The organism is Methyloceanibacter sp., assembly GCF_058506495.1.
Map to the genome: position 1 here is coordinate 1 of NZ_JBZMXT010000069.1, position 11301 is coordinate 11301.

The window sequence follows — 11301 nt, forward strand, 5'->3', positions numbered from 1 at the left end:
ACGATCAGAGAAGGACGATGGCCCTGCTACCGCTTTGCGATGGGCAGATTGGTACCAAGGTATTGCGACGATGGCGGCCCATCAACGCGCTTCAGCCGCGATTCAGGTTGAGCTCACCAGCCATCCCGATCATCCCGAGCTTCTTGCCGCGCATGCCGATCTACTCCTTGATGGCTACAAGCATGGATACGACGACGATCCGCGTACCGTGGAAGACGCGGTGCGTTTGATCGATCGCGCCAAAGATGCCTCTCCAGACAATCCGCGCGTCCAGTTCGTCGATTCCTTTATGGCGTTGCATCTGGGCGATAAAGTCCAGGTCATAAAGATCGGTCGTGCGCTAACTGAGCCCCACAACTCGAGAATCAATCGGGCACGGGGGACTTGGATGATGGCTTTGGTTTCGGATCCATCAGAGCTGGGCGATCGACCAGAGTGGGGCCTGTTCGATCAGACGGGCCTTCCCGGCTGGATCCACCACGCCCGGTTTGTTGTCTCTTATGCGAACGGTGAATATGAGGACGCGCTACACGCGGCGATGCGATTCGGAATGCGGGACTGGTATTGGGGCTATATTGACCGCGCTGCGGCACTAGCCCAGCTTGGGCTTAAAACAGCTGCATCCCTCGAACTGCAACAACTCGTCCTTCTCCATCATCACTTCCCGAGTAACCCCGAGCGATTCCTATCCTCCTACGTGCCAAACGGCTGCTTGGTGGAGCACATCAAGGAAGGTTTGGAGAAAGCCGGTCTCTCAAAGTTGGATGCTCACTAAGGAACACCAGGTGAGTCAAAGCCGGTTTGGTCAGCATTGTCTTCGAAGACCAAGTATTCCTCCCGTGATCCAGTTTTAGCCGCTAAGGGATTGACTTCGCGATGGCACGCGCAAAGGCCCAAGTATCGTATCGCTTCCCCGTGGCGAAGGAGGCAACGACGAGATTCTTTGATGGCGAAACGTAAAGCGTTTGACCGTGGAAACCGGACTTGCCGAAATCCCCGTCCTTGAGGACGAAATCCCACTGGCGTGTTTCAAAGGCGGCGGGCTCGCCCAGATAGGCATCGATCTTGGGTTTGAGCATGCCAGCACTGTAGATGGCTGGGCGACCATCCTTTTGAATTTCCCGAACAAGACTGTCTGGTATCAGCTGCTCTTTCGCAATTGTGTTCCAGCTGCCCGTAAAGAGCATACCGTAACGCGCCAGGTCGCGCAGTGTGGTGTTTATTAGGCCATGAGCTCCAGGAGCCCCTGCGGTGGATACTTGGATAAGGCCGTCCGCTTCAGCTCCCATTTTCTGCCAGATCATTTCGCTAACCAGTTCCGCGTAGGGCCTTCCAGTTACCTTTTCAGCGAGCCAGGCGACCACGAACGTGTTGACGGACGTGTACTCGAATTTCTTACCGCTTGGTTTTTGCCGCTTTAGCGTTGCAATGTAGTCGTAAGTGGACTTTGGAGCTTCCCCGGTTGCGGGCTGAATGCCCAGACTTGCTTCGAACAATCCATAGGGCGAAGCGGGATTGGTGTAGGCCTCTGGATCATCGGCTTCCAGCCCGGTCATGCCAGATGCATGGTCAAGGATATCGATAACCGGTGTCCCCTTCCATTCTGAATCGGCGAGTTCTGGAATGTAAGTCTCGATGGACTTGTTAACGTCAATGAGTCCTTGTTCCTCCAACAACCCGACAATCGTACCGGCAACGGACTTCGACACTGACCACCAGATATGCCTATCGCTCGGTCGCATTCGTGGGTAACGCTCGTAAATAATCTTACCATCGTGGACCACGATGACCGCATCGAGATGCCTCGCTGTCCACTCGTCCAGCGTCATCTCGCCCTCAGCAGTCTTGGCTGTTGTTTTGCCAATCCCATCGCTTGGGGCAGATTCCAATACAGACACTTGATCCGCACGGGGGATCCACGCGTGCGGGAAGAATCGAGCCGTGTTCAGGTAGGCAAACCGAGAGAGGTCAATGTCTTCACCCGAATTCCACGTTCCCAAATCGAACCTTTTGTGAAGCGCGAGCGTCTGCTCCAAAGTGTATCCCTTCTCTGGATGCAGCTTCGGTGACTGTTCCTGTCGCTCCTGCGCAAACGTAGCCGTTGAAATAAGGCAAGCGCTAGCCAGGCAGCTAATGGTTATGCCCAAGGTCTTCATAGGGTTGATCAGTCCTCTGTTACTGATATCAGCGCCACCACGAGCGTGTGTTGTCCCTACGCTGACGCGCGCGGCGCCCGTCGGCTCGTCTAGCGCCAACCCGGTATCAACAACGACTGCAAGGACAACGATGCCTCGCTAGTTTGTCTTAATCGACAGGCCACTGAGATCGATCGAAAGCTCAAATCAGTAGTACTCTCAGGCTAACAACGGCCAGATCTCTGGGTAAGCTGTTACTAACACCCAAGAGGCGCAGACAATCCGGTTGGCGCCAATCTCGACCGCATCCCAATCATAAGGTTGAGTTGACGCCAACCGGAAGCCCAAGAGAGAGTCCATGTTGTGGCGGCGTCGGGCGGCCGCGAGCTTGATGGGAACGGCAATGTTCCGCCGCTGGGCGATACGATAGATCTCCCGATCTCGTCCTGGACCAATAGGATCGGCGCCGCTGAACTTGGTAGGGTCGGGACCGACCCAAACTTCGACCCGATTGTCCGGGCTTTCTTGTATGCGCGCGCACCCAAGATTCTGGTGCCGCGGGAGACCGCGCACGACGCTGACCAGTTCGAGCTGGCGTTGCCGGCAAAGCAACCACTCATAGGTGAAGAGCGGGCTTACGCGTCGCCTATCTTGCATGCGCAAAAGATACTGATGTCCGCTTTTGGCACAAAGCGGACTTCTATCGTGACTGCGGCCATGTCGGCTTATGGGAGCAAAGCGGACGTTCCCACTTTGCCCATCAACGTCGGCTAATGACCCAAAGCGGACATGTCACCTAGCAGCGCGCCAGTTGGGGAAGCCTCAGTTTTCAGCCAAACCTACCTCTGAAACGGCACGCGCACCCCGTGACGATCAGGACCCGAGCTCCCATCGGCACTCATAAACATAGTCTGCTTGAGGATTCACCAGAGACCACCCGATCAGAGAGCCATAAGGATGGTCAATCTTATATCTTACGTTCATTATCTTGGGCGGCGCGCTTCTATCGACCGGGTAATTCACTAAGCTGTAGTTTTTGTAGGGCTGGTCGAGTGGAAACAAGATCCAAACGGAGATGAGGTCCGTTTTAAGACTTGGCACGAACTGGATCTTCGCAGCCTGTGGAACCTCCGTCAGTAACTCAGTCTCAATCGTGACGGCTTCTTCTTTGGGCACCTGCGAAAAATCATACTCAAACTCATAGAGTGTTCGTTTCTCGCCCTGCACTTCGATTGGTTTGGCGAGCCGGCGAACGACGCGCGGAACTTCGCCATTGGATTCACGAATCTTTACTTTTTCGACCCGGCTGGGAAAGGCAAAAGTTATACGTCCATCACCAGAATATGATTCAAGGAGCTTCAAAGTCATGCGATCTCGAACGTAAACGAGCACGTGACGATCAGATAACTGTTTCTCAGAAGGCTCCCAGCGCAAATCGTATATGCGGCTATGCGTGAGCACTTCCACTCCTTCGTAATTCAATTCTGCCGGCTCTGTGAGTTCCTCAACTTTCTCGTTGACCCAATCTGTCGTTGGGTTCGATTTAACTAAGGTCAGGATTTGGCGGATATCCGGATCGCCACTAGCGATGGCGTCGATGACGCCAGCCTGCATCTGGGCTCGCTGGTAGAGGCTGTAGACCTGATATGGGGCGTAAAAAAGCAGCAGGAAAGCGATCGCGGCATAAACAAAGCTCGGCCAATCGCGCCAATCCACGAGTGTGGTCCATATACGTCGACGACTCGACTTGCGAAGTCGACGTGATAAGCGCGTTGTTTGGCTAGGCGTATCAGACTGAGCGCCTACTAAACCATGCCCCTTCCTGCTTTTTCGTTCATTTGGAATCGGCACCCAGGGTGGCAACTTGGGTATCTCGGATACGTCAAACACCTCTTCCTTACAACAGACTTTGCGGGCCACTTCATAGCCATGCTGAGCAAGAGCATTGACCTCTTGGTTCGAGAATCGATCAAGATCTGTTCGTATCGATTTCAGTTCCGTTTGAACCACCGGCGGTAAAGCTGTGGGATCCTCTGACAGGCTTACGATCTCGGTGATGGGTAGAAATACGAAGCCTTTCCGATGGCCAAAAATTTCTCGCTCCAGCTGCCAAACACGATCCCATAAGATGTCGGAGGCACGCACGGATTGGCCAATCAATCCCAACGCCGCATCAGTCATCATCTGAAAAGGTTTTCCGGCATCGCTTACCAGGACTGTTTCTAATTGCGGGTCCTGATGTTTGAGCCAGGAGAATGCCCGTAATCCCATGTTGTCGTAGACGCCTCCGTCGGTGAAGAACTCTGTGGGGAACTCACCTTCAGGGACACCCAAGTCAGCTGCTGTTATCTCTACGGGCGGAAAAAAACCAGGGAAGGCAGAGGACGCCGCGACTACCCTTGGAATGCTCGCTATCCTTCCACATACCTTCTCAAACTTCTGACGGCCGGCAGCCCCTCTGTGCGCCATGAACAAACCGTCCCGGTTAAACACGGACAGGACGCCGGTACTCACGTTTGTTGTCAAAATGTGCAGCATCGGCCGCTCTGGAAGTTCGTAAAGGCAGCGGTCGCCATAAAGATGTGCTCTGTAATATCTTTCAAGGATCGCGTTTGGAGTGGCTCTACGTCGATTGAATAGGCGGAGCCTAGCCAAGAACCGCAATGGAATTTGCATCGGAAGTCGACGGACGATGTGGTTACGCACATCGAACTGGACAAACTTGATGATCTCCGACGCGGCTTCAGCGAAGCTTTTGTCGTCTCCCGTGTATCGATGCCAATTCAGCACCAGGTGTGCAGCAAGGATGCTGCCGCCTGAAACTGATGCGATATCGGAAACTTGCTGAAGCTTGCCGGCGTCTCGTAGGAAGCGAATAACACCAAGATGATAGAGCGTGGCCCGGAAACCACCACCTGACAATGCGAGCCCTAGTCTCGTCATATTCTCGGCAATCGCGTCATTCTCAAGTTTGCTTGCCAAAGGCGGCACCTCATCGAAGATTGTGTCATTCGCGCTTTAGCGGATTAGCACAACATTGATATCGGGGATGTCACCTTCGCGCCGAGATCGATGTCTGCACAGTGCCAAAAAGCGGACGTGGCCGAGAAGCAGTGTATTGGCTTCACCGCATTTGCCCCTGGGCTCTATCGCTTGAGGCTGAACTCGACCTTCTCAACGCCTTCAGGGACAGCGGCGACGAAATTGAAATCTTCAATATCAAGGCCGATGCTCCATGCGTCCATGCGCGCCATGTATTGAGGCTTTGAGGCATCGCCCACGAAGTCGATCACGAAGCGTCGCGGTACAGGAGTCGAGTCGGCCTCAATCCAAATTTGCCAATCAGCACCCACGCTCTCGAATGAAAGCTGATGACAGGGCACCCCATCGATGATGCGAACACCGATGTATTCAGCTGAGAGGATGTCTTTGCCCAGAGTTTTGTTCACGTCTGAACTCAACAAGTCTGCAAATGGGATCTGGGCGTCATATTCGTCAATGACATGATCCAACATGGCATCTGTTGTGCCTTGGAAATCAATGGCCATGACCTCATTGGCGTCGCGACGCCATAGCGTCAGCTTCGAACCATCAAACCAAATCGTCGAGGCGCTGCCATCTTCTCCCTCAGCATGAATGTAGAGGTCCCCAGGACGCTTCAATAAAACTGCACCAGAACGTCCAGTCTTGATCTTAATCCCCGACTCCCGCACGACGTCGAAAAACGACTTGGTACGAAATGAAATCGTCTCGCTATCCCCAAGGTAATCAGACATGCCCTTGAGAATATCGATGGCCCTTTTGTCAACTGGACCATCATCATCCTGTGCATAGCTCGGCAGCCACGATGCCGAGGTAGCAATCACGGCCATGACACCGGCGAAAAGAATCTTCAGACTCGTGTTTTGGGCTACATGCCGCGGCATCTTTCTTTCTCCCTCCCACCAAGACATCAAAAAAACACACCGCCTCAACGGCGGCGCTTATAGTTCTTCTTCGCCTTGTTATACCCTTTCTTGTAAGCGCTCTTCGTGGCGCTCCGGACGCCCCGGTAAACACCGTAAGTGGCAGCAGCACCAACAGCGGCCCTCGCTGCAGTTCTGCCGGGAGAGCGATAGCCAGTCCCGTGGCAGCAATATCTGTCATGTGGAGGATAGGGATGGCTGTGGCAGCAGTGAACGAGTAGGAACTGGCCATAGATTTTGTCGGGATTTACAGGCTGAGTGTACTTCTCAAAGCCGATTTTTAATGGCGCTGCGGAGATTTCGGTTGGTACGAGAAGCGTCACCGCCAAAGCAATAGCTATGGACTGTAGGTACTTCAGCCATCCGTTCATCTTGCCAACCCTCGTGTTAGTCGCTTCGACATGTTTGCTGTGTGCCACCAAAGGGCATTGTTCGCTTTAACCTACGTCAAAGGCCTACGTTTGAATAGGACGTGGACCAAGAGGCACATTTCTTCAAAATAATTCAGTCCGCTGCCGGAGGGCACGGGCGTAATGTCCGCAAGCGGTCCCAAAGTGGTCATCGATGCGGATGGGCTTGATGTCTGCTAATGACCCAAAGCGGACGTTTCGTGGACAGCTACGCATTGGCCCGCCTCCCAGCAGCCCAATAGATTGGGATGTACAAAACGGGTTTAGGTGCGCGACATTAGTAGCAAGTCTCTTTGATCCTCGATCCCACGACAGGAGAGCGTCTATGGCGGCAGCAGCTAAGGTTCCGAGGAACCCGGTTGAGCGATGGACGCTCATTGTTCTGGCCGTAATTGTGGTGCTTTTCTTCTATTCGATTGTTGCAGACAGGATGACGCCGTATACATCGCAAGCACGTGTGCAGGCATTTATTGCGCGCATGGCACCGGAGGTCGCGGGCCGCGTCCTAGAGGTTCCCGTACAGGATAATCAGCGCGTCCAAGCGGGCGACTTGCTGTTCCGAATAAATCCAGAGCCCTTCGAAATCGCGCTCAAGGAAGCGCAAGCGAGACTGGCGATCGCTACCCAAGATGTTGGAGTAAGCAGTGCCGCCCTTGCTTCAGCTCAAGAGCGTTTGGTCGAAGCCGAAGCGGAACTCGACAATGTCCGGGAACAGGCAAGCCGCATTCTAACGCTTGTTGAGAAGGGCGTGTATGCAGCTGCAAGAGGCGATACCGCCAAGAAAGAAATTGAAGTCGCCGAGGCAAATGTTCGCGAGGCCAATGCTGAGGTGGAGAAGGCTCGTCAGGAATTGGGACCTGAAGGCGACAACAATCCTCAAGTGCGAGAAGCCCTGGCAGCCGTCGAGCAGGCCACCTTAGACCTTACGCGAACCAAGGTCTTCGCACCCTCCGAGGGATATGTCACGAACTTGCAGCTGACGGATGGGCAATTTGTTTCGGTCGGCCAAGCCGCTCTCACATTTATTGACGTTGGAGATGTCTGGATTAACGCCAACTTCCGTGAAAACAGCTTGGAGAACATCAAGACCGGTGACCCTGTGGGCATTGTGCTCGATACGCTGCCTGGCCGTGTTTTCTCAGGTAAAGTCGTGAACACGGGCTGGGGTGTCTCTCAGGGGTCCATTGATTCTGACACAGGACTACCGAATATCAGCGAGCCCAAGGGGCTCGTCCGTACGCCGCAGCGTTTCACAGTCAAAGTTCAGTATCAGGAAGACTATGAGCCCGGAACAGTGCGCTATGGTTCGCAGGCAAACGTTATCGTATACGCCACTAACAATGTCGTTGTTAACGCCATCGGTGCGCTTTGGATGAGACTCGTTTCGGTGCTGACTTATGTCAGCTAAAGGCGTCCCCATTGCACTTGAGGAAGACAAACGGGCTGAAGAGCATAGCCTCGCGTTTCGGTTGGCCTTCGCGGCGGCGTTTGGCTTTACGATTGGTCATTCGCTAAATTGGGACTTTCCCTTTTTGCCCCCGCTCTTCGCGGTCCAACTGCTTATTGGCAGCAGTGCCTTTGGCATGAGGCAAGCCCTTGTGTTTGTTTTTCTGATCGCAGCCGGATGCACCCTCAGCATACTGATTGCGCAGATCTTTATCGATACGCCGCTTATTCTGGCTCTGGTCATTGCGCTGATCCTATTTCTCTCGTTTCTATTGTTAGCGCGGCAACAGTCCGTAACCTTAGCAAACGTCATGCTAATCACCGTGTCCATCGTCCCCTTGACAGCGGCCACGTCACTCGACTCGGCTTATGCACTCGCTAATGGCTTACTTTCGGGAAGCATCCTTGCGGCGCTCTTAGTGTTCCTGGCTTACGCAATATTTCCCGCTCAGCCGCGTGTAAAGCAGAGCTCACAGGCTCCTCCAACCGTCGAAGGCTCGCCGGTCAGGCGCGCGCTCGCCAATACGACGGTACTGTTGAGTCTGGTGATCCTTTTCTTACTTTCCGGATCGCCAGTTAGTGTTGTTGTCCTCATCACGGCGCTAACCATTCTGCGTCAGCCGGATTTTGCAGGCTACGACGCTGCTCTGGCGTACCTACATGGCAATCTCACTGGCGGGCTTTGCGCCTTTGTCGCGTATTTACTAGTTACCTTTCTCCCGTCAGCCGCCTTCTTGTTGCTAGTTGGTCTTTTGTTTGGCCTCATTTTCGGGGGAGAGATCGCGAAAGGCGGTCAGCAAGCGTCGGTCAACGCGGTTGCTCTAGTAACCTTTTTGATTGTCCTTGGGATTGGCCTTGCGCCGTTGCCCGGCGATAGCGGCTCGGTTTTCGTTGAGCGTGTCCTGAATGTTATTCTCGCGGCTGCATACACGATTGGATTAGCTAGCGTCGCTCGATTAGCCTTTGCCGTTCCGAAGACGGACGGATCATTGAGCCGCCTTTAATACCCTCATGGCTTGATCCAATTTTGTCTCCCGTGGAGATGCTCAGCACGTAAAAGAGAAAGCTTGTGGAAAGCCCGAGCATTAAGATGCCATTTGATGCCTCCAAAGCACCAAGAATTGCGTGATGGCTGCTAAGCGTGATGTCTCCGTATCCAAGCGTTGTGAAGTTGACTAGAGAAAAGTAGATCGCTCTTGACACGTCTTCTACTTCGCCGATCGCAACAAATACGGCTGCCCACACACTGACCTGAAGAAACATCCCGCAAATTAGCGCAACGACAACAGCGCTAAGAAGCGTCGTCTCATGTACAAAGCCTTGCCGAAAGTGTTTGCTCGCATGAACTGCGCGGACCGCGACGCGCAGCGCTGCAATCACAGCGCATTGGATGATCGCACAGATCACTACGATAACGATCCCCAACACAAAGTTCATCTCGAAGATATGCTCCGTTTCAGTCCTGTGCCGATCGCATCCAGGTTGTGAACATGCTGTAGCCGAGCGCTAGGACGACGGCTCCCACGAATAGTCCAATCACACCTGCACGCATCAGGCCGCCAATTGCGCCAATCAGGATAACGAGCACGGGGATATCTAAGCCACGCCCCAAAAGCAAAGGCTTCAGGAAAGCATCGCTGAAGCTCACCATAAGCGACCAGATCGTGAACAGCAGTTGCGTAAGCGCGCTATCGGATGTTGCGATCACGTAGACGATTGCGGGCCCCAAAACTATCAACGGCGGAAGCTGCGCCACCGCCAAAATCAAAATGAGGCCTACCCACACCGCGGCCCCAGGCACATCCGCCAGAAAAAGACCGATAGCAGCAAGCAAGGCTTGTAGAACGGCTACCCCAACCACGCCGTAGGCCACACTCCGAACCGTGTGGGTAGCAAGATCAACAAGCGCTTCACCTTGCGTGCCGCCAAGCCGTGCACCGATTGCCCGAGCGGTGCGGTCACCGCCCTCCGAGTGCATTAGCAATGCCCCCGCGATAACGATAGCAACGATTGTCAGAAGGAAGGCGATGCCGAAACCGGAAATCGTGGAGGTCAGCCATGCTAGTGCGCTCCTGATCTGCGGAGCGAATTGGGTTAGCGCAGTCTCAAAATTGACCGAGGCCTGCTTCCAAACTCCATAGACGTGATCCCCAATCAGCGGCCACTCGGAGACTGAGGAGGGTGGGGATGGAATGCGGATGGCCTGCTTGGCCTCTTGAACACTTAGCCACTTCAGACCGTCAATTAGAGACTCTGATGCAACAAGAGCCGGGACCAGGAGAACGGCTACCCCAACGAGAACGAACAACATTGCGGCCAGCTTCCGGCGTCCGCCCAGTAAAGCTGTGAGCCAGTTGAAGGCCGGGCTCAGCGCTATGGCGAGAACAATCGCCCATACCAGCACGAGGAAGAAAGGTTCGAGGATCAGGAAACACCAAAGAGCCAGGCCCCCTACAACAAATAGCCTCATTGCTATCTCGGTGGCTTTGCGCTGCAGGTCCCAAATCTGTGACCGATCGCCTGAATCGTTCATAGGATCGTCCCCCAACGAATTTTTTGCGGCCAAAGCTCTAGGCTGATCTGGCTACTCTAGCCGAGAGGCGCAGTAGGCCAAAATGAGTCTGGAATGTCTGCTTTTGTCACTTAGCTGACATCAATGCAGAGGCTTATGATGTCTGCTTTCGGGTATAAAGCGGTCGTGCTCATGCAAAGCGCGCAAGTTGCCACGGAGCCGCTCGCGGAGACTCTCAACTGCTCCACACAGCACCGTGAATCAGCGAGAGGTTTGAACCACGTCGTTCTTACACAGCGTTATTGGTAATGCGCGCTACCAGTTTCTACGTCCTGATCACGACAAGCCCGATAGCAATATCGCAGACGGGGTACTGATTAGGAGAGAGACGATGAAAGAGGCACTTCTTGCACTGACGATCCTCGCAGCTTCTGGCGCACCGGTTCTGGCCGACGGTTTCCCGAACCCCTACCAAACCAACATGCCGCGCTAAGCGTCGCACTGAGTAGCAAAGCCCCGGTCCTCCTTCCCTGGCCGGAGCTTTCGCTTGTCTGCGTGGCCCAGTGATCCAAATGTCTTGCCTCGGCGTGAAGTGTCCACTCGGTAAGGCTTCGCTTCCTGCCCCCACATTGAAGCCTTGGCGGTATACTGTCCTACGCTCCAGTGCCCCCGCGCTGGGGCTTTCGTTTTGTCAGCGTGTCGATGGTTTTGCGTTGCAGCGTGACCCGGTGAGGCGTCTAGTGCTACCAAAGACAGGCGTCGGGTTAGGTCCCTAGCCTAGGCGCGCTCCCTCTTAGAAGTTTGAGGTGAGCCCAAGGAGGGAGCCCCGCGCC

General features: G+C 54.2%; 9 protein-coding genes and 1 pseudogene. 4 read left to right on the top strand and 6 right to left on the bottom strand.

Annotation, left to right across the window (positions count from 1 at the left end):
• The coding region (locus AC33YF_RS10825; protein ID WP_491777215.1) for a hypothetical protein at nt 1-775 on the top strand (775 nt) is incomplete at its 5' end.
• Nucleotides 776-857: 82 nt separating this feature from the next.
• Here the strand turns inward: AC33YF_RS10825 and AC33YF_RS10830 are convergent.
• Nucleotides 858-2036, bottom strand: a complete 1179-nt coding sequence (locus AC33YF_RS10830) for a serine hydrolase domain-containing protein (protein ID WP_491777216.1) — start codon at nt 2034-2036, stop codon at nt 858-860.
• 450 nt (nt 2037-2486) lie between these two features.
• Between AC33YF_RS10830 and AC33YF_RS10835 the strand changes: the two are divergent.
• Nucleotides 2487-2909, top strand: a pseudogene (locus AC33YF_RS10835) (DUF3604 domain-containing protein); the annotation flags it as partial.
• Between the two features lie 99 nt (nt 2910-3008).
• Here AC33YF_RS10835 and AC33YF_RS10840 read toward each other — a convergent pair.
• From AC33YF_RS10840 to AC33YF_RS10850, 3 genes are all read right to left on the bottom strand, one after another.
• Nucleotides 3009-5057 carry a patatin-like phospholipase family protein gene (locus AC33YF_RS10840; RefSeq protein ID WP_491777217.1) on the bottom strand — a complete coding sequence of 683 codons (2049 nt, stop codon included), beginning with the start codon at nt 5055-5057 and terminating at the stop codon, nt 3009-3011.
• 224 nt (nt 5058-5281) lie between these two features.
• Nucleotides 5282-6007, bottom strand: coding sequence for a DUF2092 domain-containing protein (locus AC33YF_RS10845; protein WP_491777218.1), 726 nt, complete (start codon nt 6005-6007; stop codon nt 5282-5284).
• Between the two features lie 98 nt (nt 6008-6105).
• On the bottom strand, nt 6106-6471 hold the full coding sequence (locus AC33YF_RS10850; RefSeq protein WP_491777219.1) for a hypothetical protein: 366 nt from the start codon (nt 6469-6471) through the stop codon (nt 6106-6108).
• A 364-nt stretch (nt 6472-6835) separates the two neighbouring features.
• Here AC33YF_RS10850 and AC33YF_RS10855 point away from each other — a divergent pair, with 364 nt between their 5' ends.
• Together AC33YF_RS10855 and AC33YF_RS10860 are read left to right on the top strand one after the other, a co-directional pair.
• Nucleotides 6836-7918 carry an HlyD family secretion protein gene (locus tag AC33YF_RS10855; protein WP_491777220.1) on the top strand — a complete coding sequence of 361 codons (1083 nt, stop codon included), beginning with the start codon at nt 6836-6838 and terminating at the stop codon, nt 7916-7918.
• The gene (locus tag AC33YF_RS10860) at nt 7908-8960 is read left to right on the top strand and encodes a DUF2955 domain-containing protein (protein WP_491777221.1); all 1053 of its coding nucleotides are present in this window, start codon (nt 7908-7910) and stop codon (nt 8958-8960) included. The genes AC33YF_RS10855 and AC33YF_RS10860 overlap by 11 nt, the downstream gene beginning before the upstream one ends.
• On the opposite strand, the gene AC33YF_RS10865 is transcribed toward AC33YF_RS10860, so the two are convergent.
• Nucleotides 8899-9393, bottom strand: a complete 495-nt coding sequence (locus AC33YF_RS10865; protein WP_491777222.1) for an ion channel — start codon at nt 9391-9393, stop codon at nt 8899-8901. The genes AC33YF_RS10860 and AC33YF_RS10865 overlap by 62 nt on opposite strands.
• Before the next feature lie 19 nt (nt 9394-9412).
• Nucleotides 9413-10426: an AI-2E family transporter gene (locus AC33YF_RS10870; protein WP_491777223.1), complete on the bottom strand. Its 1014-nt coding sequence runs from the start codon at nt 10424-10426 to the stop codon at nt 9413-9415.
• Between the last annotated feature and the right edge of the window lie 875 nt (nt 10427-11301).

What these genes read in the sequence shown, in the direction of transcription:
- AC33YF_RS10850 (WP_491777219.1), bottom strand. Translation starts at nt 6,471, where the DNA reads ATGAACGGATGGCTGAAGTACCTACAGTCCATAGCTATTGCTTTGGCG.
- AC33YF_RS10870 (WP_491777223.1), bottom strand. Translation starts at nt 10,426, where the DNA reads ATGAGGCTATTTGTTGTAGGGGGCCTGGCTCTTTGGTGTTTCCTGATC.
- AC33YF_RS10865 (WP_491777222.1), bottom strand. Translation starts at nt 9,393, where the DNA reads ATGAACTTTGTGTTGGGGATCGTTATCGTAGTGATCTGTGCGATCATC.
- AC33YF_RS10845 (WP_491777218.1), bottom strand. Translation starts at nt 6,007, where the DNA reads ATGGCCGTGATTGCTACCTCGGCATCGTGGCTGCCGAGCTATGCACAG.
- AC33YF_RS10855 (WP_491777220.1), top strand. Translation starts at nt 6,836, where the DNA reads ATGGCGGCAGCAGCTAAGGTTCCGAGGAACCCGGTTGAGCGATGGACG.
- AC33YF_RS10860 (WP_491777221.1), top strand. Translation starts at nt 7,908, where the DNA reads ATGTCAGCTAAAGGCGTCCCCATTGCACTTGAGGAAGACAAACGGGCT.